Source organism: Fuscovulum sp., from assembly GCA_035192965.1.
Lineage (GTDB): Bacteria > Pseudomonadota > Alphaproteobacteria > Rhodobacterales > Rhodobacteraceae > Paragemmobacter.
Map to the genome: position 1 here is coordinate 2,497,953 of CP136571.1, position 24,850 is coordinate 2,522,802.

Here is a 24,850-nt window from a genome sequence, read left to right on the forward strand (position 1 = left end):
GGGCAAGGGACAAATACACGCGGGGGAATATGTGGCGTGGCGCGGGACCGGGATCCCGCATCGGCCCGTTGCGCCTATCTTCGGCGGGCGGTCTTGGGGGTGGCGCAGGATTGGGTATTTGGGCCAAGGTGAATGGGCAAGGTCTGGAGGGATATGATGGGGGTGGGGCGGATCATTCTGACCGAGGCCTGTGTGGCAGAGGGTGCGAGCTGGCTGGCCGCGCGGGAGGAACGGTTTGCCGGGGCGCTGGCCTTGACCGGGCCTTTGCCGCTGCGGCGCAGCGCGGCAGGGTTTCGGGCGCTTTTGTCGGCCATCGTGAGCCAGCAGGTATCTGTCGCCTCGGCCAATGCGATCTGGGCGCGGATGGAGGCGGCGGGGCTGTGCGATCCGGCAAGGATGGCGGTGGCCACGGCGGATGAGTTGCGCGCGGTTGGGTTGTCGCGGCAGAAGGCGCGGTATGGGCAGGCGCTGGCGGCGGCGGGGATCGACTTTGCGGCGCTGCACGATGTGCCCGATGACGAGGTGGTGGCGGTGCTGACGGCTGTGCCGGGGATCGGGCGCTGGACGGCAGAGATCTATGCGATGTTCGCGCTGGGGCGGGCGGATGTGTTCGCCCCCGGCGATCTGGCCTTGCAGGAGGCGGCAAAGGTGCTGTTCGGGCTGGAGGCACGGCCATCAGAGCGGGCGATGCGGGCGATGGCAGAAGACTGGTCGCCGTGGCGGGCGGTTGCGGCGCGGCTGCTCTGGGCCTACTACCGGGTGGCAAAGGAACGGGAGGGCATCCGGTGAGTGATGGGCTGAAATTCAAGCGGAAGGCGGCAGCGGGCGGGCGGACCACATCTATGGTGGTGTTCGTTCATGGCTATGGGGCGGATGGCGGCGATCTGCTGAGCATCGGTGATGTGCTGGCGCCGCATCTGCCGGGGGCGGTGTTTCTGGCCCCCGACGCGCCGCAGCCCTGTGTCGGCAATCCCTTTGGGTTCCAGTGGTTTCCTATCCCGTGGCTGGATGGATCATCCGAAGAGGCGGCGCGCGAGGGGATGGCAGCATCGGTGACGCTGTTCAACGCATTCCTTGATGCCCGGCTGGCCGAAGAGGGGTTGGCACCAGAAGCGCTGGCCCTCGTCGGGTTTTCGCAAGGGGCGATGATGAGCCTGCATGTGGCCACGCGGCGCGATAAGGCGATTGCCGGGGTGGTGGCGATTTCCGGGCGGTTGCTGGTGCCGGAGCGGTTGGCGGCGGAAGCCGTGGTGAAGCCGCCTGTCCTGCTGGTGCATGGCGATCAGGATCCGGTGGTGCCCTTTGCCGATATGGGGCTGGCGGGGGATGCGCTGGTCGCGGCGGGGTTCGACACCTTTGGCCATGTCATGAAAGGCACGGGACATGGGATCGCGCCCGATGGGCTGGGCGTGACCTTGCAGTTCCTGAAAGAGCGGCTGCCGGGGTAGGGGCGATCTGCCTTAGGCGGTGGTGGCTTGCAGGAAGGCCGCGCAGCCAGTGAGGGCTGCGAAATCGTCTTCGACCACGGTGACCGAGAAATCCTTTTGCAGCAGGTCCACGCGGCGGGCTTCGCGGAAGGTTTCCGCAAGGCCAAAGCGCGGGAAATGCGGGGTCATAGCGCGGGACATGCCGCCGATGAGAAAGATGCCGCCATAGGGCAAGTGGATCAACGCCAGATCGGCCAGCACCTGCGCAAGAATATGGGTATAGAGCCGGGCGGCATGGGTGGCGGTGGGTTCGCCTGCGGCGAGGGCGGTGAGAACCTCGGCTGAGGATTTCTCGGATGGCTGGCCAGCCTCGACCGCCGCAAAGGCGTGCAGGTTGGCAAGGCCGCGACCGGCAAGCACCTCTTCCACGCCGCAATGGGGAACCTCGCCCTGTGCGGTGAGGCGGGTTTCGATGAATTGCAGCAGGCGCAGGTCTTCTGCGTTGCGGACGGGCATGTTGACATGGCCGCATTCCGAAGGCGGCACAACGCGCGAGGCGCCCTGACCGTGGACGGGGGCGGCGTTGACGCCGGTGCCGAGGCCAACCACCAGCATGGGCGCGCCGGGATGGGCGGGGCCGGGAATGACGGGGCGCAGATTGGCCGGGGCGATGTGGCCCAAGGCGTGGCCCTGTGCCTGTAGGTCGTTCAGGATGGCCACGCGACGCGCGCCGGTGGCGGCGGTGAGTTTGGCGCCATCCATCACCCAATCGAGATTGGTCATGGTGGCGGTGCCGTCCTGTACCGGGCCTGCGGCGGCGACGCAGACGCCATCCGGGCTTTCCCCGCTGGTGGCGAGGTAGTCGCGCAGGATATGGGCGATGTCCTGACCGCGGGCCTTGTATTCGGCGTTGGAGAAGCGCGCGATGCTGGCGGGGCGCACCATGGTGCCATCGGCCAGTGCGACCCGGGTATTCGTGCCGCCGATATCGGCGAGGAGGACGAGGGACATGGTGGGCGCTCCGATCAGTCGTTCCGCGCCAATGCGCGGGCGAGGGCGTGATAGGAGGTTTTCGGGGTGCGCTTCAAGGTGGCGAAGTCGACATGCACGAGGCCGAAGCGTTTTTCATAGCCTTCGGCCCATTCGTAATTGTCCAGAAGCGACCAGTAGAAGAAGCCTTTGACGTTAGCCCCATCGGCAATGGCGCGTTTGGTGGCGGCAAGATGGGCGAAGAGGAAATCTTCGCGGACCTGATCGGGCAGATCGGGCAGATCGGGATTGGCCATGCCGTTTTCGGTGACGTACAGCGGCAGGTCGCCCACGTATTCGCGCGCCATGCGGGTGAGGAAATGGTGCAGGCCGTCGGGATAAATCTCCCATCCCATCTGGGTTTTGGGCAGGGGGCCGGGGATTTCACGGATTGACGGCCAGGGCGTGCCGGGGGCGGCGGCCTGAATGTGGCGGGTGTAGTAGTTGATCCCCAGCCAATCGAGCGGCTGGCCGATCAGCGCCATGTCATCCTGCCAATTGGCGGGCATATGGGGGGCGAGGCCTTCGAGCACGACTTCAGGGTAGGTCTGGCGGGTGATGCCTTCGATGTACCAGCGGTTGAAGATGCCATCAGCGCGGGCAGAGGCGCGAATGTCTTCGGCGCTGTCAGAGGCGGGTTGGCAGAAATCGAAGTTCAGCACGATGCCAAGGTTCGGCTGGCCCATGCTGCGCAGGCGGTCCACGGCGAGGCCATGGGCGAGGCAGATATGGTGCATGGCGCGGGCGGCGGCGCGGATGTCGCGCAGGCCGGGGGCATGTGCGCCGATGAAATGCGACAGCCAAGCCACGCACCAGGGTTCGTTGATCGTGGCGATGGAGGCGACACGGTCGCCCAGCGTGCGGGTGATGGTTTCCGCGAAATCGGCAAAGCGGTGGGGGGTGTCGCGGTTGGTCCAACCGCCCTTGTCGGCCAGGGCCGAGGGCAGTTCCCAGTGATAGAGCGTCTGAAAGGGTTTCAGGCCGCGTTCGAGCATTCCATCGACCAGCCGATCATAAAAGGCGATGCCTTCGGGATTGACGGTCACGCCATCGGGCATGACCCGCGCCCAGGATGTGGAGAAACGGTAGGCGTCCATATTGGCCGCGCGCAGCAGATCGAGATCAGCCGGCCAGTTGTGGAAGTGGTCGCAGGCGGTACCGCCGTCTTCGGCGCGCTTCACATTGCCCGGAGTGGCGGCGAAGGTATCCCAATGGCAGGGGCCGCAACCGCCAAAGCCCGATCCTTCGATCTGATAGGCGGCGGTGGCGGCTCCGAACAGGAAACCTTCCGGAAAATCGAAACGGGAGAGCGACATGGGTCAGACCTTGTAGGAAGCAGGGCGGGGGGCCGGTCCTGTGGACTGACCGATGATCAATTCCGCCTCGAGCAGGCGATGTTCGGGGCCGCCGCCGGGATTGGCGATGATGCCCAGCAGCATTTCGGCGGCGATCCGGCCGGCATCGCGGACCGACGACCGGGTGGCGGTGAAGATCGGCACGTCGCCGCCGTTCTTCATGTAGGACAGATCGTCGTCATGGATGATCACGGATATGTCGCGGCCCATCTTCAGGCCGCGTTCTTCGATCGCGCGGCGCACGCCCATGCCCGAGATCATGGAGGCGACGAGAAAGGCGGTGGGCGGCGCGGGCAGGTCCAGCATGGCAGAGGCGGCGCGGTAACCCGAGACTTCGGTCATCTCATCCGAAGACATGAGGGTTGCGTCGAGGGGAAGATTGCGCGCGGCGAGGGCATCGGTGTAACCGGTGCGGCGGCGGATGGCGAAATCCATGAATTCGAGGCCGTTCACAAGGCCGATGCGGATATGACCCAGATCGAGCAGGAACTCGGTGGCGCGCTGAAAGGCGCGGCGGTTGTTCACATCGACCCAGGAATAGGGAAGTTCGGTTCCTGTGGCGCGGCCATGCACAAGAAAGGGGATGCCGATTTCGTGCAGCAGGGGGATGCGGGGATCGTTCATGCGGGGGGCGTGCAGGATGACGCCGTCCGCCGTGCCGCGCGATTTAAGATCGCGGTAGGCCTGTTCTTCAGCCTCGTCCGGGACGACGGACATGATCATGTCATAGCCGTTGCGGGAATAGGTTTCGCCCGCGCCTGCGATGAAATCTGCGAAGATCGGGTTGACGATTTCATGCCGCGTGGCAAGCGGGATCACATGGCCCACGGCCAGTGCGCGGCCCGTGGCCAGCCGGATGGCGCGGGTGTTGGGGCGATAGTTGTGGCGCTTGGCCGCGGCCATGACGCGTTCGCGGGTGGATTCGTTCACCTCGGGGTAGCCGTTGAGTGCGCGGCTGACGGTCGTGGGCGAGAGGCCCAGTTTCGTGGCCAGTTCCTTGAGATTCATGGCAGCGCGCGCATCCAAAACGGTTTCAATTCGGGGACAGGTTAGACAAGCCGTCTGTCAAGGTCAAAGATTAACAGAGCCTTTGAGAAAACGTTTTCGCCGAGGATCAGTGCGAAAAGCAAGCGATGTGACCGTAACCAACGCGCTTTGAATTGACTTGAGAATTGGGATCGGCAACTGTGCGCCATCCAAAGCGGTTTGGGAGTGATTCTGATCGCAGTTGGTTAAAGCCCCGCCAGAGGGCGGGGAATCGGGAGGATGAAATGAAAGCAAAGTTTATGGCAAGCGCCGCTGCGCTTGCGCTTCTGTCGGGTGCTGCTTCGGCGCAAGAGCTGAAGTTCCCCATCGGCGAAGGCAATTTCAACTGGGCCAGCTACACGGCGTTCGACGAGAAGTACAATCTCGACGGGCAGAAGATCACCGTGCTGGGGCCGTGGTTGAGCGTTGACCAGGAGCTGTTCCAGAGCGTGATCGCCTATTTCGAGGCGGCGACCGGAGCGGATGTGGAATACATCGGCGCCGAAGGCTTTGAGCAGCAGGTGGTGATCGATGCGGAAGCGGGATCGCCTCCGGATGTTGCGGTGTTCCCGCAGCCCGGCCTGATGCGCGGGATGGCGGCGAAAGGGCAGGTTCTGCCGATGTCGCCGGAAATCGTGCAGTGGACCAAGGACAACTATGCAGCCGGTCAGTCCTGGGTTGATCTGGTGACCTTCCCGGGCACCGACGGCGCGGCGAACACCTTCGGCTTCTTCTACAAGGTCGATGTGAAATCGCTGGTCTGGTACGTGCCCGAGAATTTCGAAGATTCGGGCTATGCCGTTCCGACCACGATGGAAGAGCTGAAGGCGCTGACCGATCAGATCGTCGCCGATGGCGGCACGCCGTGGTGCATCGGTCTGGGCTCGGGCGGTGCGACGGGCTGGCCTGCGACCGACTGGGTCGAAGACATGATGCTGCGCACGACCACCCCGGAAAACTATGACAAGTGGGTGTCGAACGAGCTGAAGTTCAACGATCCGGTTGTGGTGAATGCCATCGACCAGTTCGGTGCCTTTGCCAAGAACGATGCCTATGTGTCGGGTGGTGCGGGTTCGGTCGCGTCGACCGATTTCCGTGACAGCCCCAAGGGCCTGTTTGCATCGCCGCCGCAGTGCTACATGCACCGCCAGGCGTCGTTCATCCCGTCCTTCTTCCCGGAAGGCACCGTGATCGGCGAGGATGCTGACTTCTTCTACTTCCCGGCCTTTGCCGAGCAGGATCTGGGCCAGCCGGTTCTGGGTGCAGGCACGACCATGGGTCTGATGAAGGAATCGGAAGCGGGTCGCGCGTTCATCGAGTACCTGACCACGCCGATCGCGCATGAAGTCTGGATGAACCAGACCGGCTTCCTGACCCCGCACAAGGGCGTGAACACCGATCTGTATGGTGACCCGACGCTGAAGAAAATGGGCGACATCCTTCTGAACGCGACGACCTTCCGCTTTGACGGGTCTGACCTGATGCCGGGTGGCGTTGGTGCGGGCGTGTTCTGGACCGGGATGGTCGACTATGTCGGCGGCAAGTCGGCGCAGGAAGTGGCTGACTCGATCCAGTCGACCTGGGACTCGCTGCAGTAATCAGATGGGCCCGCCGCGTGAAGCGGCGGGCCTTTTTCTATCCGAAATGTTTTTCCCGGTTGACGTGGCCCAGTGCGCTGCGGCGGAATTGCATATGCCGGATGTATTTTCTGGACGCTTTGGGAGGAGGGTCTACCCGTGGAACAGTTCTTTGGTGCTGCCACGACCATTGTGATTGGTGTCGGGGGCTGTCTTCTTTACTTTTTCCTGAGCAACATCCTGCTGGACCGGATGCTGCCGGCCTCGGGCCCGAATATCAGCCGCAACATCAACCGCGCCAATGCGATACGGCCGTGGTTGTTCCTGCTGCCGGCGCTGATCCTGCTGGCGCTCTATCTGGTCTATCCGCTGGTCTGGTCGATCTATCTGTCGGTGATGGATTCCGGCGGGCAGCGGTTCGTGGGCGCGGACAACTATGTGTGGATGGTGAACGATCCCAAGTTTCTGGAATCGATGCGCAACAACATCCTGTGGCTGATTGTGGTGCCGGCCTTTTCTACCTTTTTCGGGCTGGTGGCGGCGGCAGTGACGGACCGGATCCGCTGGGGCAATTTCGCCAAGGCGATGATCTTCATGCCCATGGCGATTTCCTTTGTGGGCGCATCGGTGATCTGGAAGTTCGTCTATGATTTCCGGCCCGAGGGGCAGAACCAGATCGGGCTTTTGAACGCGATTGTCGAAGCCTTTGGTGGCGCGCCGGAGACGTGGCTGACGCATGATATCGTGAACTCGTTCCTGCTGATGGTGGTGCTGATCTGGATTCAGACCGGGTTCGCCATGGTAATCCTGTCGGCGGCGCTGCGTGGTATTCCCGAGGAAACCATTGAGGCGGCCATTCTGGATGGCGCGTCGCCGTTGCAGCTGTTTTTCAAGATCAAAGTGCCGCAGATCTGGGGGACGATCCTTGTCGTCTGGACCACGATCACCATCACCGTGCTAAAGGTGTTCGACATCGTGCTGACCATGACCAACGGGCAATGGGGCACGCAGGTGCTGGGCAATTACATGTATGACTGGCTGGTGCGTGGGCAGGATAGTGGCCGCGCCTCGGCCATTGCGATCGTGATCATGCTTTTGGTGCTGCCGATCATGATCTGGAACATCCGGAACGCCCGCAAGGAGATGCGCTGATGGACAATATCGTTGGCCAGAAGTCGAGCCTGACCTGGGCGGTGAACCTGTGTGCAGTGGTGCTGGTGCTGCTGTGGACGATCCCGACCTTCGGGTTGCTGGTATCATCGTTTCGCGACCGGGATCAGATCCTGACAAGCGGGTGGTGGCAGTCGATGTTCCCGCAAGAGGCTACGCTGCAGTATCGCGCGGGCGGGCCGGATACGGCGGTTCAAGAGGGCGGGCTTTACGTCATTTCCGGCAATGTGTTTGACGGGGCGGAGGGCTTTGTCAGCGCCTTTGGCACCACATCGCGGGAGCCTGCGGCGGTGGAGGCCGGGGGCGTGGCGACCACGAGCGACGGTTATGAGCTGACAGTGCAGGAGGATGGCAGCTATCGCCTGACCTCGGCTGCGCCGTTTGAGGGGACGCGCGGAGAGCGGATCTTTGTGACCACGACGCAAGCGCCCAGCTTCACGACTGAAAACTTCGTGCGGGTGATGAATGCCGAAGGGTTGGGGCGCGGGTTCCTGAATACGCTGACAGTGTCAATCCCGGCGACGGTGATCCCGATCCTTGTGGCGGCCTTTGCTGCCTATGCGCTGGCCTGGATGGATTTTCCGGGGCGGGCCTTGCTGATTGCCACGGTGGTGGGGTTGCTGGTGGTGCCGCTGCAATTGGCGCTGATCCCGTTGTTGCAGTTGCACCTGAAGGCGGGGATCGGGAAGAGCTATCTGGGGATTTGGCTAGCGCACAGCGCCTTTGGCCTGCCATTGGCGATCTATCTTTTGCGAAACTACATGGCCGGGTTGCCGCGCGACATCATTGAAAGCGCGCGGGTGGATGGGGCGACGGATTTCCAGATTTTCCTGAAGATCATTCTGCCACTGTCTTTCCCGGCGCTGGCCTCTTTTGCGATCTTTCAGTTCCTGTGGACTTGGAATGACCTGCTGGTGGCGCTGGTCTTCCTTGGATCGACGCAGGATCAGCTGGTGATGACCGGGCAGTTGAAGGAGTTGATGGGATCGCGCGGGGGGGATTGGGAAATCCTTGCGGCGTCGGCCTTCATCAGTATTGCGGTGCCTTTGGCGGTGTTCTTTGCCATGCAGAAATATCTGGTCCGCGGCCTGCTGGCCGGATCGGTGAAGTGAGAAAGACGGAAAGAATGACGGACGTGATCGGCCATGATGCCGACTGGTGGCGCGGGGCGGTGATCTATCAGATCTACCCCCGCAGCTTTCAGGACAGCAATGGCGACGGGATTGGCGATCTGGGCGGCGTGGTCGAGCGGCTGCCCCATATCGCAGCGCTGGGGGCGGATGCGATCTGGATCAGCCCGTTTTTCACCAGCCCGATGAAGGATTTCGGCTATGACGTCAGGGATTACTGCGACGTCGATCCGATGTTCGGCAGCCTTGCCGATTTCGATCGGGTGGTGGCACGGGCAGGCGAGTTGGGCCTGAAGGTGATGATCGATCTGGTGTTGTCGCATACCAGCGACAAGCATCCGTGGTTTGCGGAAAGCCGCAAGGACCGCGGCAACGCCAAGGCGGATTGGTATGTCTGGGCAGAGCCGAAACCGGACGGCACCCCGCCCAACAATTGGCTGTCGGTCTTTGGCGGCAGCGCCTGGGCCTGGGATGGGCGGCGCGAGCAGTATTATCTGCACAACTTCCTGACCAGCCAACCTGACCTGAACCTGCATCACGCACCGGTGCAGGAGGCGCTTTTGGATGTGGCGCGGTTCTGGCTGGCGCGGGGGGTGAACGGGTTCCGGCTGGACACGATCAACTTCTATTTCGCCGACAAGTATCTGCGCGATAACCCGTCTTTGCCCAAGGAATTGCGCAATGACAGCATCGCGCCGAGCGTGAACCCCTACAACCACCAACTGCATCTGTTTTCGAAGAACCAGCCCGAGAACCTTGAGTTTCTGCGGAAGTTCCGCGCGGTGCTGGAGCCCTTTGGCGCGGCGGCGGTGGGGGAGGTGGGCGATGCCCAGCGGGGCCTTGAGATCATGGCCGAATACACCAGCGGCGGGGACAAGGTGCAGATGTGCTACCCGTTCGAGATGCTGCAACCGGCGCGGTTGACGGCGGGGCTGGCGGCGCGGACTTTTGACCGGCTGGCGGCGGCGGCCCCGGATGCCTGGCCCTGCTGGGCCTATTCCAACCATGACACTGTGCGCCATGTCACCCGCTGGGGCCTGTCGGATGCGGGGGCACGGGCTTACGCGACCATGCTGATGTGTCTGCGCGGATCGGTCTGCCTGTATCAGGGCGAGGAATTGGCGCTGCCTGAGGCTGAGATCGCCTTTGAGGAATTGCAGGACCCGTATGGCATCGAGTTCTGGCCCGAGTTCAAGGGCCGCGACGGGTGCCGGACGCCAATGGTCTGGTCCACGGACAATGCGCTGTGCGGGTTTTCCAGCGCCGAACGGGCCTGGTTGCCGGTGACAGCGCCGCATCGGCCGCTGTCGGTGGCGGCGCAAGAGGCGGATGCGAAGTCGATGCTGCACCACTATCGTGCGGTGCTGGCGTTCCGCGCGGGGCATTCGGTGCTGCGCGATGGGGCGATGACGGATTGGGCCGCGACGGGCGAGGTGTTTTCCTTTGTCCGGTCAGGGGCAGAGACGATATTCTGTGCGTTCAATCTGGGGGAGACACCGGCAGAGGTCCGCTTGCCCGAGGGACGCTGGGAACAGATCGGGGAGGCCGTGGGCAGCATCGCTGCAACGGCGGGAGAGGTGCGGTTGCCGGGTTGGGGCTGCTGCATCGCACGTAAGGCATAAAGGGGAGGATGGGCCATGGCGGAACTGAAGCTGGTCAATGTCGAAAAGGCCTATGGCGAGGTGAAGGTTCTGCGGGACATCAACCTTGATATCAAGACGGGCGAATTGATCGTCTTTGTCGGGCCGTCGGGTTGTGGGAAATCCACCCTGCTGCGGATGATCGCGGGGCTGGAGCGGATCACGGGCGGGGATTTTTCCATCGACGGGGTACGGATGAACGAGATCCCGCCCGCGCAACGCGGCATCGCGATGGTGTTCCAATCCTATGCGCTTTACCCGCATATGACGGTGCGCGACAACATGGCCTTCGCCCTGAAGATTGCCAAGAAGAGCGTGGCCGAGATCAACGCCGCCGTCGACAAGGCGGCCAAGATCCTGCAGCTGACGCCCTATCTGGACCGTTTGCCCAAGGCGCTTTCGGGTGGGCAGCGGCAGCGTGTGGCAATCGGACGGTCGATCGTGCGCGACCCGAAGGTCTATCTGTTTGACGAGCCGCTTTCGAACCTTGACGCCGCGCTGCGGGTGGCGACACGGATCGAGATTGCACAGTTGAAGGAACAGATGCCCAATTCCACCATGATCTACGTGACCCATGATCAGGTGGAGGCGATGACGCTGGCCAGCCGGATCGTGGTGCTGGCCGGGGGCGGCATCAGCCAGGTGGGCGCGCCGCTGGAACTGTATGAGCGGCCGCGGAATGAGTTTGTGGCGCAGTTCATCGGCAGCCCGTCGATGAACCTGTTGCCCGGCGAGGTGATCGAGACCGGGGCAGAGACCGTGGTGCGGCTGGCCAATGGCGGGATTGCCCGATCGAACGTGCCGACGCAGGCGTCCGACAAGGGATTGAAGGTCAATATCGGCGTGCGGCCCGAGGATTTTCTGGAAACCGGGGCTGAGGGGATGTTCACCGGCGAGGTGGAATTCACTGAAGCGCTGGGAGAGGTCACGCTGCTTTATTTCAAGAAGCAGGGTGAGGCGGCGCAGGTGGTTGCAAAGCTGCCGGGCATCCATGCCGATCTGCGGCGCCAGACAGTGACGCTGTCGGCGCAGCCCAACAAGGTGCATTTGTTCGCCAACGGAGAGTCGCTTCTGTACCGCTAAGCCTCAGGTCGGTTGACAGGGGCGGTTGCGGGGCGCAGAGCAGGGTATGGGACAGCGGCGGGTGCAGATCATTGCCCCCGCAATCTGGCGCGCGCCCTTGCCGATCTGGTCACAGGACCATCCCGGCTGAGCCGGAGAGGATGGGCCCATGGCCAAAGGACAAATGCGTTCCAACAAGGAAATTAAGAAGCCGAAGAAGGAAAAGCCCAAGGCCGCCGTGGTTGTGGTGGCCAATTCGGCATCGCGGATTTCGGCATCGCAGGACAAGAACAAGGGCTGAACGCCCTTGTCTTTCTGCGCCTGACTGTCCGGATCAGCCCCGCAGTTTGCGGGCGTGGAAGATGAAGCCCAGAAAATTGAGCAGCACTTGCGCGGCAAGGATGGCTGTGGTGCCGTCACGGTCGTAATCGGGGGCAACCTCGACCAGGTCGATGCCGACGATGTCATGGTCGCGGGCGACCTGTTGCAGGATTTCCAGCACCTCGTAGTACAGAAACCCACCGTGGCTTGGCGTGCCGGTGCCGGGCGCGATGGAGGGGCAGAAACCATCAATGTCGATGGTGACGTAAACCTTTGCGCCGGGCGGGATGCGGCCTGCGGTGGCCTGCGGGCCCAGTTTGCGCACCTGACGGACCGACAGGATATCGTCGCCCATGCTGCGGGCGGCGTCATAGCCTTCTTTGGTGGTGGAACTGACATTGCGGATGCCAAGGGCGGTGATGCCGGTGACATAGTCCTTTTCCGCCGCGCGGCGCATCGGGTTGCCGTGGCCGTGGCGGACGCCGTGGCGGATGTCGACGAAATCGAGATGCGCGTCGATTTGCAGGATATGGATCGGCCCCTGATCGTCAAACGCACGGATGCAGGGGATGTTGATGGAATGATCGCCGCCGATGGTGACAGGCAGTGCGCCCGCCGCAAGGATGGCCCGCACCCCCGTTTCGATATTGGCGTGGCTGGTTTCCGTATCGGTATGCACGATATCGGCATCGCCGATATCGACGATGGTGACATCAGGGCCGAGATACATGCAGTCATCTTCGTGGTCATAGGCCCCGGCATGGCCGAAGGAGAAGAGCGTCGATGCCTCGCGCACGGCGCGGGGGCCGAAGCGCGCGCCGGCGCGGAACTGGGTGCCGAAATCGAACGGCGCGCCAAGGATGGCGACGTCGGCGTCAATCGTTGACCAGTCAGCGATGTAAGGGCGTTTGCCGAAGGTGGAGATGCCGACGAAGGGCAGGTTCAGGCGGCCCGTGTCATAGGTATTCGCGGTCATGTGTCAGGCGTCCGTTTCTGGCTGGTCTGGTTCGGATTGGGTAAGCAGGGCCGGGATCAGATCGGCCAGCCGTGCGGCGGGCGGGTGCAGGGCATTGCCCGCCATCCGTGCAAGAATGACCGGTTCGGTTCCGGCATCGGTGATGGACAGGGTGGCCATGCGGGCACCGTCATGGCTGCGCCGCCCTGCGGGGCGGGTGTAGCTGAGCCCGATGCCAAGACCATTGGCCGCAAAACTGCGCATCAGATCGAGCGTGGCGGTGCGGTGGGCAATGGTGAAGGGCAGACCCCGCGCTGTGAACAGCGCCCGCATATGGCCCAAGGACAGGCCCTGATCGGCGAGGATCAGGGGATGTTCGGACAGGGCCTGCAAGGTGATCCCCTTGCGGCCCGCCCGGGCGAGGGGGTGGTCCGCCGGAGCGATGGCGTGAGGGGCGACCTCCATCAGGACGGTCCGGTCACAGGTCGCGTCAAGCCCCAGGTCCCAGGTGATGGCAAGGTCGATCCGGCCCTGACGCAGGCCATCGGCGATGGATTCAAACGACAGGACCGTGGGTTCGATCGCGATGTCGGGGGCGAGATCGGTGAGTTTCCGCAGGAGAGGCGCCAAAAGGGTGGGGGCCAGATCTTCGAAACAGGCCAGACGCACGGGGGCGGCGGGCGTTTCGCCCGACATGAGGCGGGTGAGGGCGTCGAGTTGGACCTGTGCCTCTGCCAGCCAGCCCCGGCCAAAGGCGGTGGGGGTGATGCGGCCTCCGGGGCGGCGCAGGAAAAGGGGATGGCCCAGCGTCGCTTCAAGTTGCGCGAGGGCGACGGACAGGGCGGGCTGCGAGATGTGCAGCGCCTCGGCCGCGGCGGTGACGCCGCCGAAGCGGGCGGTGGCGGTGGCATATTCAAGCTGGCGGATGGTGGCGGCGATCATGGCTATGGCTGGTATCGGAACATATTATTGGAAGCTATCGCCGGGGCGTGGCACTTGTCGAGAGGGAAGCGCAAGGGGACGGAAAATGGCGGCAGTGGTGACGGATGCGATGGTCGCAGATTACCAGCGCGACGGGGTTGTGCTGGTGAAAGGACTGTTTGCCGATTGGGTGGAGGTGCTGCGCGCAGGCGTGGAAGAGAACATGGCCAGCCCCAGCCCGCAGCTGATGGCAACGCTGAAGCCGGGTGAGCAGGGGCGGTTCTTTGACGATTACTGCAACTGGTCGCGGATCGGGGCCTTTGAGCAGGCGATCCGGGGATCGGGCGCGGCTGAGGCGGCGGCGGCCTTGATGGGATCGCAGCGGGTGCAATTGTTCCATGATCATGTGCTGGTCAAGGAGCCCGGCACCAACAAGCCGACGCCCTGGCACACGGACGGGCCTTATTACTTTGTCGAGGGGCGGCAGACGGTTTCCTTTTGGGTGCCGCTGGACCCGGTGAAGGAGGCGAGCTTGCGCTGTGTGGCAGGAAGCCATCGGTGGGAAAAGGACGTGCTGCCGACGCGCTGGGTAAGCGAGACGAGCTTTTACCCCGGTGAGCATGACTACATTCCGGTGCCGGACCCGGATGCCGAAGGGATGCGCGTGATGGAATGGGAGATGGAGCCCGGCGATGCTGTTGCCTTCCATTACCGCACGCTGCATGGCGCGCGGGGCAACACGAGCAGCGCGCGGCGACGGGCGTTCAGCCTGCGGCTTGTTGGGGATGATGCGCGCTATGTGGAACGGCCGGGGCCGACCTCGCCCCCGTTTCCGGGGCATGGGATGCAGCCGGGGGAGAAGCTGCGCGAGGACTGGTTTCCCTATCTGTGCTGAATGGGCGCGGGTGCGGCCCGTCGCGCGGTTTGCGCCGGGCCGCGGCAGTGGTTAGCCTTGGTGCATCGGAACAAGGGGCAGGGCCATGGCGGAACGGGTGCAGGTGCGACCGAAGATCTATCCGCCGCCGGAGTTTCCGCCGCGCCGGCCTGCACGCTTTGCCCGGACACCGCCTGCGGTCTTTCCCGTGATCCTTGGGCTGTTCGGTCTGGGGTTGGCCCTGCGGCGCGGGTTGGATGCGGCCGGGTTGCCTTTGGGATTGGCGGATTTGCTGCTGGGCGCGGTTGCGCTGCTTTGGGGCTATGCGGTATTCGCCTATGGGGCAAAGATGGCGCGGCGGGTGTCGGTGGTGCTTGATGATCTGAAAGTACTGCCGGGGCGGATGGGGCTGGCCGCGATGACCATGGGCGGGATGGCCTTGGCCGCTGCGCTGGCGCCTTTTGCGGTGGGGCTGGCGCAGGCCGTGCTAGTTGTGGCGCTGCTGGGGCATCTGGTGCTGGCGGGTTTGACGGTGCTGGTGCTGACCCGGTTGCCGAGCGAGGCGCGGGTGGTGAACCCCGGCTGGCATCTGAGTTTCGTGGGGTTCATCGTCGGGGGCATTGCCGCGCCCTGGGTCGATTGGCCGGAATTGGCGATGGTGCTGGTCTGGACGACGGGTGCGGTGGCGCTGGTGATCTGGGGGGCGAGTGCGGTGCAACTGATGCGGCGTATTCCGCCTGCGCCGCTGCGGCCGCTGCTGGCGATTCATCTGGCCCCGGCAAGCCTTTTGGCGACGGTGGGGGCGGGGGTCGGTATGCCGATTTTGCCCATGCTGGCGCTGGCATTGGCAACGGTGATCCTGTTGGCCTTGGTGATTTCAGGGCGCTGGGTGCTGGAGGCGGGGTTCAGCGCCATGTGGGGGGCGTTGACCTTTCCGCTGGTGGCCTATGCCTCGGCCCTGTTTGCGCTGGGGTTCGATCTGGCGGGGATGACGGTGCTGGTGGTGGCGCTGGGGGTGGTGCCGATGATCGCGTGGCGGGTGATCACGCTGTGGGGCAGCGGGCAGTTGGCGGCAAAGACCAACGCGGCGGAGGCGTGAAAGGCCGGGGAAGCGAAGTCTGACGCAGACTTCGCAGCGGAATTTGACGCAAATTCCGGAGGCGCGCGCGGGGTGAGGACCGTTTTCTGCGTCAGAAAACGGCGCGAAATTTGTGTCAAATTTCGCCTTGTTTGGTCAGATCAATGCCACCCAGGCACGGGCAATCGCCAGTCCTGCGGCATCTGCCGCAGCGCCTGCCTCCGGGGCATGGGCGGGATGGTGGATGTCAAGCCAGCCGGGGCTGTTGCGTTCCACCGCATCAGGGAACTGGCGGTTCCAGTCGGCCACCACGGCGCGGGATGCCTCGAAATGAAACTGCATGGCATAGGTGGCGCGGTGGATGCGGAAGCTCTGGTTCGTGGCCATGCCCGAACCTGCAAGGCGGGTGGTGCCATCGGGCAGGGTGAACGTGTCGGAATGCCATTGGAAGATCGGAAAGGTCGCGGGCAGGTGTGACAAAACCAGGTCGGCGCGGCCTTCGTCCGTGAGCGTGACATCGCACCAACCGAATTCCGGCGCGGCGCCGAGACGGTTTTCCGCGCCCAAGCCGCGCGCCAGAAGTTGCGCGCCAAGGCAGATGCCCAACACTGCGTGGCCCCGCGCGCCGCTTTCGGCCATCAGCGCCGCAAGGCCGGGCAGGTAGGGATGGGTGTGATCGTCCCGCGCGGACTGTTCGCCGCCAAAGACCACCAGCGCATCGAAGCTGCCGGGTTCGGGCAGGCGGCCATCGGCGAAGGGCTTGTAGAGGTCGATCGTGGCTGCCGCCTCATGCAGGGCGATGCCCACCTGTCCGTGATGGGTGACGCGGGTGTTTTCAATGATGGCGACGCGCATTGGGCTTCCTGTTTCCTATGCGCGACACTCTGCATGGGTGCGGGGTGGGTTCAAGGGGGGCAGGGCCGGGATTTGCCCTTGCATCCCTGACGGACGCGTGAAAAGGGGAACCGCCAAACGGACATTTCCATGGAGACGGTGATGGAGATTCGCGAGGCCCTTACCTTTGATGATGTCCTGCTGGTTCCGGCCGCGTCGAGCGTGTTGCCGAGCGAGGCGGATACGTCGACTTTCGTGACCAAGTCGATCCGCATGAACATCCCGCTGCTGTCGAGCGCGATGGACACGGTGACCGAAGGGCGGATGGCGATTGCCATGGCGCAATCGGGCGGGATCGGGGTTATCCACCGCAATCTGGATGTCGCAGCGCAAGCCCGCGAAGTGCGGCGGGTGAAGCGATTTGAAAGTGGCGTTGTCTATTCGCCGATCACACTGACGCCCGAGCAGACGCTGGCCGATGCCAAGGCGTTGATGGAACGCTACAACATCACCGGCTTTCCGGTGGTGGATGGGCAGGGCCGGGTGCTGGGGATCGTGACCAACCGCGACATGCGCTTTGCCAGCGATGACCGGACGCCGGTATCGGTGATGATGACATCGGAAAATCTGGCGCTGCTGCGGGAACCGGTGGACCGGGAGCAGGCGATCAGCCTGATGAAGGCGCGGCGGATCGAAAAGCTGTTGGTGACGGATGGGTCGGGCAAGCTGACGGGTCTTTTGACGCTGAAGGATACCGAGAAAGCCGTGCTGAACCCGCAGGCCTGCAAGGATGAGCTGGGGCGGCTGCGGGTGGCGGCGGCGTCGACTGTCGGGGATGCGGGTTTTGAGCGGTCGCAGGCGCTGATTGATGCGGGTGTCGACATGGTGGTGATCGATACGGCACATGGCCATTCCGAGGGCGTGGCGATTGCGGTGGAGCGGATCAAGAAGCTGTCGAACACCGTGCAGGTGGTGGCGGGCAATGTGGCCACCGCTGAGGCGACGCGGGCGCTGATTGGGGCAGGCGCGGATGCGGTGAAGGTTGGGATCGGCCCGGGGTCGATCTGCACCACGCGCATCGTCGCGGGCGTGGGTGTGCCGCAGTTGACTGCAATCATGGATTCGGCCCGTGCAGCGGGGGATATCCCGGTCATTGCGGATGGCGGGATCAAGTATTCCGGGGATTTCGCCAAGGCGATTGCGGCGGGTGCGTCCTGTGCGATGGTCGGCAGCGCCATAGCCGGGACGGACGAGTCCCCCGGTGAGGTGATCTTGTGGAATGGCCGGTCGTTCAAGGCCTATCGCGGGATGGGGTCCTTGGGCGCGATGGCGCGGGGATCGGCGGATCGCTATTTCCAGAAGGATGCCGCGTCCGACAAGCTGGTCCCCGAAGGGATCGAGGGGCAGGTGCCCTATAAGGGATCGGCAGCGGCGGTGATTCATCAGATGGTCGGCGGCCTGCGTGCGGCGATGGGCTATACCGGTAATGCCACCGTGGCGGATATGCGCACCAACTGCCAATTCGTGCGGATCACCGGAGCGGGGCTGAAGGAAAGCCACGTCCATGATGTGCAGATCACGCGCGAAAGCCCGAATTATCGGGTGGGGTGAGCCCATTTCTTTTGCATTGAAATGAGGGGTGGGCAGCCGATGCCCGCCCCTTTTTCATGGCAGGTCAGGAATAGGTGCCGCAGTCTGGAATAGATTGCGCGCCATGGCGTTATAGGTTCGGGATTAATCTGCATTAACCTATCGGCCATAAGAACGGAAATCCACCATGACCCAGCGCATGATGACGGCTTTGCTGCTGTCCACCCTGATCCTGCCCATGCCGGAGGTTCTGCCCGTTGACGGGGGAAAATCGGCCGGCGCGGCATTGGCGCAGGACAATGGCGGGGACTCGGATGACAATGGCGGGGCTTCTGACGATTCCGGCGGTGGGTTCGGGAATGGCGGCGGGTCGGATGATGGCCCGCGACGCCAGCAGCGGCAACGGGTAGCCGCGCCGCCACCGCCGCCAGTGGCGGCGCCGGATGAAGTGGTGGTCAGCGATCTGTCGCCCGAGGCTTTGACCCAGTTGCAAGGCGAAGGGTTCGAGGTGATCGCCGAGGAGGATCTGGCGAGCTTTGGGTTGCGGCTGACGCGGTTGCGGGTGCCCGGCACGCTGGGGCTGGAGGCCGCGCGGGCGCGGGTGCGGGCGCTGCCTGGCGGGGAGGATGCGGATTTCAATCACTTTTACCGCGCGGGTCAGGGGGCAGAGATGCCGGATGACGGGGCGGATTGCGGGCATGAAAACTGTGCTTCGCTGGACCTTGTTGGCTGGCCGGTGGAACGGATGGGGGCATGCCGGGTGCAGGTGCCGGTGGGCGTGATCGACACAGGCGTGAACGCGGGCCATGACATCCTGACCGGCGCGCGGCTGGAAGTGGTGCGGCTGGCCGATACGGCGCTGGATGCTTCGGCGGCGGTCCATGGCACGGCGGTGACGTCGCTGTTGGTGGGGGCCGAGGAAAGCCGGGTGCCGGGGTTGATCCCCGAGGCCGAGGTGATTGCAGTGGATGTCTTTTCCGACGTGGCGGGGGATGAGCGGGCGGATGTGCCGTCGCTGCTGCGCGGGCTGGATCTGCTGCGTGGGCGGGGCGTGCGGGTGATGAACCTGTCGCTCGCCGGGCCGGAGAACGGGGTGTTGCAGGCGGCGCTGGATGCCATGGCTGGGCCGGAAGGCGCGGTGATCGTGGCGGCGGCAGGCAATGCCGGGCCGGATGCGCCGCCCGCCTGGCCCGCCGCACATCCGGGCGTGTTGGCGGTGACGGCGGTCGATGCGCGCGGGCGCGTCTATCGCGGGGCGCAGCGCGGGGATCACATCGATCTGGCGGCACCGGGCGTGGGGCTGCTTGCCGCGACCTCGATCCGGGGCGCGCGGGGCAAGACCGGCACATCTTATGCGGTGCCCTTTGTTACGGCGGCGGCGGCGGTGATGCTGTCGCAGAACCCGGCGCTGACGCCCGATGAGGTGGCGGCCGCGTTGAAGGCGCAGGCGCGCGATCTGGGGGCGGAAGGGCCGGATGAGGTGTTCGGTGCGGGCTTGCTGGAGGCGTCTGCGATCTGCGATCTGCCGCTGCAATAGGGGCGGCAATGGCGAGTTACTGAAGAGGCCCGGCCGGATTGGCCGGGCCTTTTGCATTGGCGAGGGTGGTAAAGGCGGGGCATCGCCATGCCTGAGGCAAGGGAGCACGAGTGTTGGAGTGACTGCTGCGCGCATGAGAAAACGCCGGCCCGTGAGGCCGGCGTTTCCTGGGTTGTCTTGCCTGTCGGGCAGGGATCAGCTGTTGCCGCCGTTGCTATCGCCGCCGTTGCTGTTCCCGCCATTGCTGCCGGAGCTGTTTCCACCGTTGCTGTCGGCGCCGTTCCAGCCGCCGTTGTTGTCATCGTCGCTGTCATCGCCGTTGTTATCCCAGCTGTCATTGCCGTTGCTGTCGCCGCCATTGCCGCGCAGCAGGCGCAGCATGTCGGCTTCGACGCGGGACAGGTCGAGGAAAACGGGCTGCACATCGCCCGCGGGCTGCGACAGGGCCGGGGGGGCGATCATCGACGGGGTCGCGATGCCGGCCTGTGCGGTGAGGGGGGCCAGGGTGGCGAAGGCTGCGACCGTGGTTGTGGTGATGGCTTTCATGTCTCTCTCCTGAAGTTCGGGCCATGTGGCCGTTTCGTACAGAGACAACGACAGGGGGCGGGATCTATTCCCGCCCCCTTGCTTGCTCACGCCCCTGTGAACATCGGGCGCATCAGTCCGCCCAGCCTTTGGCGATCAATTCGGCCTCTGCCTCGGGTGAAAGGGCGAGGCCTGCACCGCGTTGGTCGAGAAAGGGGGAAAGCCCCTGGGCCGCCGTGCCATCGGCGGTGACAAAGCCATCTTGGCCATTCGCTGCGGGCAGCGGTTCCTTTAGCACGACCTCAACCCGCCAGCCGGTTGTTTGGTCATGGCAGGCAAGCGCCATTTCGATCTGGGCGGCGTTGCTGTCGATCACCTCGACCTCGCGGCAGGGGCCTGTATCTGTGGGCAATGTGGCGAGGATCATCAGATCGCGGTCGTCTGTTTCAGGGAAGGCCGTACCAGACGGCAGGGTATCCAGAGCCTGCGCCAAAGGTGAGCCATCTGCCACAGGGCCGAGGGCAAGGGATAGCGGGTCCGCCGGGCGAAACAGCACCAGCGCGATGCCAAGGCTTGCGGCAAGGGCGGTGCCTGCCGCGATCAGCGCAGGACGCGCGCGGGGGCGCAAGGGGATGATCTGCGCGGGCGCAGGGCCAGTGATCATGTGCTGCATCGCGGCGGGGACCGGTTCGGCCAATGGCGCGGCAAAGGCCTGCGCCAAGGCGGCGTTGGCTGCAAAGAGATCATCGACAAAGGCCTGATCGGCGGGATGATCGGCAAGGTGCATCACCACGGAGGCGGCCTCTTCGGGCGACAGTTCCCCATCGACAAAAGCGGCAAGGCGGGTGCGGTCCATCTGGGGCTGGGCGGTCATTGACGCGGTCCATGGCTGAGGCCGAGTTTCGGCAAAAGCGCCTCACGGGCGCGGGACAGGCGGCTCATTACGGTGCCGACGGGGATGTCGAGCGCATCGGCAGCCTCGCGGTAGCTGAGGCCTTCGATGGCGACCAGCGCGAGAACGGCGCGTTGCGGTTCGGGCAGATCGGCCATGGCAGCGCGGGTCTGGGCCAGCATCATGCGGTCTTCGGGCAGGCTGGCGGCCTTGCCCTCATCGCTGAGATGGGCGTCATCCGGGTCCATCGTGCTGCCGCGGCGCAGGACACGGCGGCGATCGTCGATCCAGAGCGTCTGGATGATGCGATAGAGCCAACTGTCCATGCGGGTGCCGTGCTGAAATTGCGTGGCGTTACGCAGGGCTTTCTCAATGGCGGATTGCACCAGATCGTCGCCGTCCTGCCGGTTCCCGGTCAGGCTATAGGCAAAGCGGCGCAATTTCGGGACGAGCGCCACAAGGTCCTGTCGAAAGCGGTCGGTCATGCGGGATCCTTTCGGCAAGGCTGTTGATCCGGCACGACAACGGTGAAGGGAAGCGGTTATTCCGCGTTTCTTGGGATCGGTGGCGAAATTCTGCTTGGGAAGGGAGATCGGCGTTTCCCAAGTGATTTTGTCAGCTTTACAATGCCGACAAAATCACTACGGTAATACTGGCGGTAACAGATGTTTTCCGCGCGCCCTGTTCCCTTGCTGATCCAGACCCGTGATGAACGAACACCCCCATTCAACCAGCCCCGAGACACCTGCCGATGTGCCCGTGCATGACGTGCTTTCCCTTACAGCAGGGGGAAGTCTGGCGCGGCTGATGCATCAGGGAGAGGTCTATATCCTGCGGATCACGCGGCTGGGAAAACTGATCCTGACGAAGTGAGGCCGCCTGCATGATCGTCTGTCACTGCACCGGAATTTCGGATCACGACATCCGCGCCGCCATTGAATGGATGCGTCGCGCGGACCCTGACACGATCATCACGCCGGGCAAGATCTATCATGCGCTTGGTAAACGTGCCGATTGCGGCGGGTGTATGCCGCTGTTGCTTGACACCATGCGTCACTGTGCCAGCCTTGGGGTACCCACGACGCCGCCGCTGCTGCGGGCGGAGTCCAGGCATTTAACTCCGGATTTCAGGCAAGGACGGCACCATGAAGGGCGATCCCAAGGTTATTGAATTTTTGAACGCGGCGCTGCGGTCGGAATTGACGGCAGTCAGCCAGTATTGGCTGCATTTTCGTTTGCAGGAGGATTGGGGCTATGGCCACCTTGCCGCCAAGTCCCGCGCCGAAAGCATCGAAGAGATGCACCACGCCGACAAGCTGATCGCGCGGATCATTTTTCTGGAGGGGCATCCGAATCTGCAAAAGCTCGATCCGCTGCGGATCGGGCAGGATCTGCGCGAAACGCTGGAGGCGGATCTGGCGGCCGAGCATGAGGCGCGCACGCTGTATATCGAGGCGCGGCGGCATTGCGATGCGGTGGGCGATTTCGTGACGCGCGCGCTTTTTGATGAGCTGATCGCCGATGAGGAAGGACATATCGATTTCCTGGAAACGCAGATCGGCCTGTATGACCGTCTGGGGGCCGAGAAATACGGGATGCTGAACGCCAAGCCGGCGGATCAGGCAGAATAGTCTGGTTGATATCGCGGCGTCACAATCTGGCGGCCGGGTTCTGGTGAATCCGGCCGCCTTTGCCTATGGTCCGCCGCGAACGGGCGTGGAGGCAGGGCATGACAGGGCAGCGCAGGGTGCTGGTGACCGGGGCCGGTGCGCCCGGTGGCATCGGCTTTGCCACGGCGCGGCGGTTGGCGCGCGGAGGGGCGCAGGTCGCCATCTGTGCCACCACGGGACGAATTCATCTGCGCGCGGCGGAACTGATCGCCGAAGGGTTGGACGTGACAGCCCATGTCGCCGACCTGACCGAACCGGATCAGGTGGCGCGTCTGGCCGATGCGGTGGGGCCGGTCGATGTGTTGGTGAACAATGCGGGGATGGGATCGGTTGGTGCGCCTGCCGCGCAGGGTTCCTTTCTGGACATGACGCCAGATCAATGGCGGCGGGCGATGGATGTGTCGCTGACCACCGCTGTGCTGGTGACGCAGGCCTTTCTGCCCGGAATGGTGGCGCGCGGGCAGGGCAGGGTGGTGATGATGGCCAGCGTGACGGGGCCATACGTTTCCAACCCCGGCGAGGCGGCCTATTCCGCGGCCAAGGCCGGGATGGTGGGCCTGACCCATGCACTGGCGCTGGAGGTGGCGCGGGCGGGGGTGACGGTCAATGCGGTCGCCCCCGGCTGGGTGGCGACAGAGGCGGCAACCGAGGAGGAGAGGCGTGCGGCACTGGCCACACCGCCCGGGCGGGCGGGAACACCCGATGAGGTGGCGGCGGTGGTCGAGTTTCTGGCATCCGATGCCGCATCCTATGTGAACGGGGCAGTGATTGTGGTGGATGGCGGCAATATCCTGCAGGAGCGCAAGGCATGACACCGGGCGCGCGACTGGCGGCAGCGATTGCAGTGCTGGACAAGGTGCAGGCTGGGCAACCGGCCGAAGTGGCGCTGACGAATTGGGGCCGCGCCAACCGCTATGCCGGATCGGGCGACCGGGCGGCGGTGCGCGACGTCGTGTTCGATGTGCTGCGGCAGAAACTGTCCTGTGCGGCGCGGGGTGGGGCTGATACGGGGCGCGGGCTGGTTCTGGGCTGGGCGCGCAAGGCCGGGCAGGAGGCGCTGTTTGATGGGCAGGGCCATGCGCCCGCGCCCGCCACTGCGGACGAGGTCGGGCAGGAGCCAGAGGGCAATGCCGCGCTGGATTGCCCTGATTGGCTGGAGGCACCGCTGCGCAGCGGGCTTGGCGCAGATTTTCCGGCGGTGATGGGTGCAATGCAGGCGCGTGCGCCAGTTTTCCTGCGGGTCAATCTGGGGAGAACCACGCGGGAGGCGGCGGCGGAGGCGTTGGCCGCTGATGGGGTAGAGGCGGTGGCGCATCCGCTGGCGGCCTCGGCGTTGGAGGTGCGGTCAGGCGCGCGGCGGGTGCAGGCGACGGCAGCCTATCTGACGGGGTTGGTGGAGTTGCAGGATGCGGCCTCGCAGGCGGTGGTGGAGATGCTGCCGCTGCACTATGGGATGGCGGTGCTGGATCTTTGTGCGGGGGGCGGAGGCAAGACGCTGGCCATGGCCGCGCGGGCGCGGCTGCGGCTCTTTGCCCATGATTCCGATCGGCGGCGCATGGCCGATCTGCCCGCCCGTGCGGCGCGCGCGGGCGTCGCAGTGAAGATTGTGGATCAGCCAGAGAAAACAGGGCCTTATGACCTGATCCTGACCGATGTCCCCTGTTCGGGTTCGGGCAGTTGGCGGCGCGACCCCGAGGGAAAATGGGCGCTGACCCCGGCCCGGCTGGAGGCGTTGCTGGTGGTGCAGGCCGGGATCATGGATCGGGCGGCGGCCATGCTTGGGCCGGGCGGGGTGCTGGGCTATGCGACCTGTTCAATGATCGAGGCAGAGAACGGCGCACAAGTGGCCGCGTTGATGGCGCGGCAACCCGGTTTGCAGCTTGTGTCAGAGCGGCGGTTCACCCCTCTGGAAGGCGGCGACGGATTCTACTGCGCGGTCTTGCGCAAAGTGTAGGAGATGTCTGACAGCCGCGCGCGCGTTAGCGATTTCTTAACGTTTGGGCGGCAATCTGTGCGGAATGAAGGAAGTTCGCGCCCAGATTGCCTCGTTTGCGGAATGGTCTGCCCATCTTTCGATGGCGGCCCGGTTCGTGCTTGGCGCGGCCATTGTCGCGCTGATCATCGGGGTTCTGGCCGCTGCGCCCCCGGCGTTGTTCGGTGCGGGAGTGCTGATGGTGGTCGTGGCTGCGGCTGCGTCGGCCTTGATCCGCATCCTGTTGGTACGGCGCAGGGAAAGC

At 64.3% G+C, this 24,850-nt stretch carries 26 protein-coding genes; 17 read left to right on the forward strand and 9 right to left on the reverse strand.

Translation table 11 applies throughout. From position 1 onward, the window contains the following. The first annotated feature begins 156 nt into the window (after nt 1-156). Together RSE12_12285 and RSE12_12290 are read left to right on the forward strand one after the other, a co-directional pair. Nucleotides 157-789, forward strand: coding sequence for a DNA-3-methyladenine glycosylase 2 family protein (locus tag RSE12_12285; GenBank protein ID WRH64813.1), 633 nt, complete (start codon nt 157-159; stop codon nt 787-789). Then, nucleotides 786-1,448: a dienelactone hydrolase family protein gene (locus RSE12_12290; GenBank protein WRH61165.1), complete on the forward strand. Its 663-nt coding sequence runs from the start codon at nt 786-788 to the stop codon at nt 1,446-1,448. The genes RSE12_12285 and RSE12_12290 overlap by 4 nt, the downstream gene beginning before the upstream one ends. A 12-nt stretch (nt 1,449-1,460) precedes the next feature. Here the strand turns inward: RSE12_12290 and RSE12_12295 are convergent, their stop codons facing one another. From RSE12_12295 to RSE12_12305, 3 genes are read right to left on the reverse strand one after another with little or no spacing between them, the layout of a single operon-like run. Further along, complete coding sequence (locus tag RSE12_12295) at nt 1,461-2,438, reverse strand: ROK family protein (GenBank protein WRH61166.1); 978 nt, start codon at nt 2,436-2,438, stop codon at nt 1,461-1,463. A 14-nt stretch (nt 2,439-2,452) separates the two neighbouring features. Beyond that, nucleotides 2,453-3,772 carry a GH1 family beta-glucosidase gene (locus tag RSE12_12300; protein ID WRH61167.1) on the reverse strand — a complete coding sequence of 440 codons (1,320 nt, stop codon included), beginning with the start codon at nt 3,770-3,772 and terminating at the stop codon, nt 2,453-2,455. Between the two features lie 3 nt (nt 3,773-3,775). Next, nucleotides 3,776-4,819, reverse strand: a complete 1,044-nt coding sequence (locus tag RSE12_12305) for a substrate-binding domain-containing protein (protein WRH61168.1) — start codon at nt 4,817-4,819, stop codon at nt 3,776-3,778. 263 nt (nt 4,820-5,082) lie between these two features. Here RSE12_12305 and RSE12_12310 point away from each other — a divergent pair, with 263 nt between their 5' ends. From RSE12_12310 to RSE12_12335, 6 genes are all read left to right on the forward strand, one after another. After that, a complete protein-coding gene (locus RSE12_12310) occupies nt 5,083-6,435 on the forward strand; it encodes an ABC transporter substrate-binding protein (protein WRH61169.1) in 1,353 nt (450 codons plus the stop codon). Nucleotides 6,436-6,573: 138 nt separating this feature from the next. Further along, nucleotides 6,574-7,566 (forward strand): sugar ABC transporter permease, encoded by a 993-nt coding sequence (locus tag RSE12_12315; GenBank protein ID WRH61170.1) that lies wholly within the window; start codon nt 6,574-6,576, stop codon nt 7,564-7,566. Beyond that, nucleotides 7,566-8,696 (forward strand): carbohydrate ABC transporter permease, encoded by a 1,131-nt coding sequence (locus RSE12_12320; GenBank protein ID WRH61171.1) that lies wholly within the window; start codon nt 7,566-7,568, stop codon nt 8,694-8,696. The genes RSE12_12315 and RSE12_12320 overlap by 1 nt, the downstream gene beginning before the upstream one ends. A gap of 14 nt (nt 8,697-8,710) precedes the next feature. Next, nucleotides 8,711-10,336, forward strand: coding sequence for an alpha glucosidase (locus tag RSE12_12325; GenBank protein ID WRH61172.1), 1,626 nt, complete (start codon nt 8,711-8,713; stop codon nt 10,334-10,336). A 15-nt stretch (nt 10,337-10,351) separates the two neighbouring features. Further along, complete coding sequence (gene ugpC, locus RSE12_12330) at nt 10,352-11,437, forward strand: sn-glycerol-3-phosphate ABC transporter ATP-binding protein UgpC (GenBank protein ID WRH61173.1); 1,086 nt, start codon at nt 10,352-10,354, stop codon at nt 11,435-11,437. Nucleotides 11,438-11,585: 148 nt separating this feature from the next. Further along, nucleotides 11,586-11,717, forward strand: a complete 132-nt coding sequence (locus RSE12_12335) for a hypothetical protein (GenBank protein WRH61174.1) — start codon at nt 11,586-11,588, stop codon at nt 11,715-11,717. Nucleotides 11,718-11,750: 33 nt separating this feature from the next. Here the strand turns inward: RSE12_12335 and speB are convergent, their stop codons facing one another. Together speB and RSE12_12345 are read right to left on the reverse strand one after the other, a co-directional pair. Then, nucleotides 11,751-12,713, reverse strand: coding sequence for an agmatinase (gene speB / locus RSE12_12340; protein WRH61175.1), 963 nt, complete (start codon nt 12,711-12,713; stop codon nt 11,751-11,753). 3 nt (nt 12,714-12,716) lie between these two features. Beyond that, nucleotides 12,717-13,634: a LysR family transcriptional regulator gene (locus tag RSE12_12345; protein ID WRH61176.1), complete on the reverse strand. Its 918-nt coding sequence runs from the start codon at nt 13,632-13,634 to the stop codon at nt 12,717-12,719. Between the two features lie 85 nt (nt 13,635-13,719). Between RSE12_12345 and RSE12_12350 the strand changes: the two genes are divergently transcribed. Continuing rightward, nucleotides 13,720-14,508 carry a phytanoyl-CoA dioxygenase family protein gene (locus RSE12_12350; GenBank protein ID WRH61177.1) on the forward strand — a complete coding sequence of 263 codons (789 nt, stop codon included), beginning with the start codon at nt 13,720-13,722 and terminating at the stop codon, nt 14,506-14,508. Between the two features lie 85 nt (nt 14,509-14,593). Then, nucleotides 14,594-15,586 carry a tellurium resistance protein gene (locus tag RSE12_12355; GenBank protein WRH61178.1) on the forward strand — a complete coding sequence of 331 codons (993 nt, stop codon included), beginning with the start codon at nt 14,594-14,596 and terminating at the stop codon, nt 15,584-15,586. 135 nt (nt 15,587-15,721) lie between these two features. Here the strand turns inward: RSE12_12355 and RSE12_12360 are convergent, their stop codons facing one another. After that, nucleotides 15,722-16,420, reverse strand: coding sequence for a type 1 glutamine amidotransferase (locus tag RSE12_12360; protein WRH61179.1), 699 nt, complete (start codon nt 16,418-16,420; stop codon nt 15,722-15,724). 141 nt (nt 16,421-16,561) lie between these two features. Between RSE12_12360 and guaB the strand changes: the two genes are divergently transcribed. Together guaB and RSE12_12370 are read left to right on the forward strand one after the other, a co-directional pair. Beyond that, entirely contained in the window at nt 16,562-18,010 is a 1,449-nt protein-coding gene (gene guaB / locus RSE12_12365; protein WRH64814.1) for an IMP dehydrogenase, read from the forward strand. 166 nt (nt 18,011-18,176) lie between these two features. Continuing rightward, a complete protein-coding gene (locus tag RSE12_12370; protein WRH61180.1) occupies nt 18,177-19,526 on the forward strand; it encodes a S8 family serine peptidase in 1,350 nt (449 codons plus the stop codon). Nucleotides 19,527-19,721: 195 nt separating this feature from the next. Here RSE12_12370 and RSE12_12375 read toward each other — a convergent pair whose 3' ends face one another. From RSE12_12375 to RSE12_12385, 3 genes are all read right to left on the reverse strand, one after another. Beyond that, nucleotides 19,722-20,072, reverse strand: coding sequence for a hypothetical protein (locus RSE12_12375; protein WRH61181.1), 351 nt, complete (start codon nt 20,070-20,072; stop codon nt 19,722-19,724). A 112-nt stretch (nt 20,073-20,184) separates the two neighbouring features. Further along, nucleotides 20,185-20,925, reverse strand: a complete 741-nt coding sequence (locus RSE12_12380) for a zf-HC2 domain-containing protein (GenBank protein WRH61182.1) — start codon at nt 20,923-20,925, stop codon at nt 20,185-20,187. Beyond that, nucleotides 20,922-21,428 carry an RNA polymerase sigma factor gene (locus RSE12_12385; protein WRH61183.1) on the reverse strand — a complete coding sequence of 169 codons (507 nt, stop codon included), beginning with the start codon at nt 21,426-21,428 and terminating at the stop codon, nt 20,922-20,924. The genes RSE12_12380 and RSE12_12385 overlap by 4 nt, the downstream gene beginning before the upstream one ends. Before the next feature lie 223 nt (nt 21,429-21,651). Here RSE12_12385 and RSE12_12390 point away from each other — a divergent pair, with 223 nt between their 5' ends. The 5 genes from RSE12_12390 to RSE12_12410 all read left to right on the forward strand — a co-directional run bounded on the left by RSE12_12390 (nt 21,652) and on the right by RSE12_12410 (nt 24,567). Continuing rightward, entirely contained in the window at nt 21,652-21,816 is a 165-nt protein-coding gene (locus tag RSE12_12390) for a hemin uptake protein HemP (protein ID WRH61184.1), read from the forward strand. A 10-nt stretch (nt 21,817-21,826) separates the two neighbouring features. Then, nucleotides 21,827-22,114 (forward strand): (2Fe-2S)-binding protein, encoded by a 288-nt coding sequence (locus tag RSE12_12395; GenBank protein WRH61185.1) that lies wholly within the window; start codon nt 21,827-21,829, stop codon nt 22,112-22,114. Further along, nucleotides 22,089-22,574: a bacterioferritin gene (bfr, locus tag RSE12_12400; GenBank protein ID WRH61186.1), complete on the forward strand. Its 486-nt coding sequence runs from the start codon at nt 22,089-22,091 to the stop codon at nt 22,572-22,574. Before RSE12_12395 ends, bfr begins: the two co-directional genes overlap by 26 nt. 98 nt (nt 22,575-22,672) lie before the next feature. Then, nucleotides 22,673-23,425, forward strand: a complete 753-nt coding sequence (locus RSE12_12405; GenBank protein ID WRH61187.1) for an SDR family NAD(P)-dependent oxidoreductase — start codon at nt 22,673-22,675, stop codon at nt 23,423-23,425. Further along, nucleotides 23,422-24,567, forward strand: coding sequence for an RsmB/NOP family class I SAM-dependent RNA methyltransferase (locus tag RSE12_12410; protein WRH61188.1), 1,146 nt, complete (start codon nt 23,422-23,424; stop codon nt 24,565-24,567). The genes RSE12_12405 and RSE12_12410 overlap by 4 nt, the downstream gene beginning before the upstream one ends. Nucleotides 24,568-24,850: the final 283 nt, after the last annotated feature.

Bases quoted from the DNA above. Each gene is read 5' to 3' on its own strand.
- RSE12_12285 (WRH64813.1), top strand. From the start codon at position 157: ATGGGGGTGGGGCGGATCATTCTGACCGAGGCCTGTGTGGCAGAGGGT.
- RSE12_12295 (WRH61166.1), bottom strand. From the start codon at position 2,438: ATGTCCCTCGTCCTCCTCGCCGATATCGGCGGCACGAATACCCGGGTC.
- RSE12_12300 (WRH61167.1), bottom strand. From the start codon at position 3,772: ATGTCGCTCTCCCGTTTCGATTTTCCGGAAGGTTTCCTGTTCGGAGCC.
- RSE12_12305 (WRH61168.1), bottom strand. From the start codon at position 4,819: ATGAATCTCAAGGAACTGGCCACGAAACTGGGCCTCTCGCCCACGACC.
- RSE12_12310 (WRH61169.1), top strand. From the start codon at position 5,083: ATGAAAGCAAAGTTTATGGCAAGCGCCGCTGCGCTTGCGCTTCTGTCG.
- RSE12_12320 (WRH61171.1), top strand. From the start codon at position 7,566: ATGGACAATATCGTTGGCCAGAAGTCGAGCCTGACCTGGGCGGTGAAC.
- RSE12_12325 (WRH61172.1), top strand. From the start codon at position 8,711: ATGACGGACGTGATCGGCCATGATGCCGACTGGTGGCGCGGGGCGGTG.
- ugpC (WRH61173.1), top strand. From the start codon at position 10,352: ATGGCGGAACTGAAGCTGGTCAATGTCGAAAAGGCCTATGGCGAGGTG.
- RSE12_12335 (WRH61174.1), top strand. From the start codon at position 11,586: ATGGCCAAAGGACAAATGCGTTCCAACAAGGAAATTAAGAAGCCGAAG.
- speB (WRH61175.1), bottom strand. From the start codon at position 12,713: ATGACCGCGAATACCTATGACACGGGCCGCCTGAACCTGCCCTTCGTC.
- RSE12_12345 (WRH61176.1), bottom strand. From the start codon at position 13,634: ATGATCGCCGCCACCATCCGCCAGCTTGAATATGCCACCGCCACCGCC.
- RSE12_12350 (WRH61177.1), top strand. From the start codon at position 13,720: ATGGCGGCAGTGGTGACGGATGCGATGGTCGCAGATTACCAGCGCGAC.
- RSE12_12355 (WRH61178.1), top strand. From the start codon at position 14,594: ATGGCGGAACGGGTGCAGGTGCGACCGAAGATCTATCCGCCGCCGGAG.
- RSE12_12360 (WRH61179.1), bottom strand. From the start codon at position 16,420: ATGCGCGTCGCCATCATTGAAAACACCCGCGTCACCCATCACGGACAG.
- guaB (WRH64814.1), top strand. From the start codon at position 16,562: ATGGAGATTCGCGAGGCCCTTACCTTTGATGATGTCCTGCTGGTTCCG.
- RSE12_12370 (WRH61180.1), top strand. From the start codon at position 18,177: ATGACCCAGCGCATGATGACGGCTTTGCTGCTGTCCACCCTGATCCTG.
- RSE12_12375 (WRH61181.1), bottom strand. From the start codon at position 20,072: ATGAAAGCCATCACCACAACCACGGTCGCAGCCTTCGCCACCCTGGCC.
- RSE12_12380 (WRH61182.1), bottom strand. From the start codon at position 20,925: ATGACCGCCCAGCCCCAGATGGACCGCACCCGCCTTGCCGCTTTTGTC.
- RSE12_12385 (WRH61183.1), bottom strand. From the start codon at position 21,428: ATGACCGACCGCTTTCGACAGGACCTTGTGGCGCTCGTCCCGAAATTG.
- RSE12_12390 (WRH61184.1), top strand. From the start codon at position 21,652: ATGAACGAACACCCCCATTCAACCAGCCCCGAGACACCTGCCGATGTG.
- RSE12_12395 (WRH61185.1), top strand. From the start codon at position 21,827: ATGATCGTCTGTCACTGCACCGGAATTTCGGATCACGACATCCGCGCC.
- bfr (WRH61186.1), top strand. From the start codon at position 22,089: ATGAAGGGCGATCCCAAGGTTATTGAATTTTTGAACGCGGCGCTGCGG.
- RSE12_12405 (WRH61187.1), top strand. From the start codon at position 22,673: ATGACAGGGCAGCGCAGGGTGCTGGTGACCGGGGCCGGTGCGCCCGGT.
- RSE12_12410 (WRH61188.1), top strand. From the start codon at position 23,422: ATGACACCGGGCGCGCGACTGGCGGCAGCGATTGCAGTGCTGGACAAG.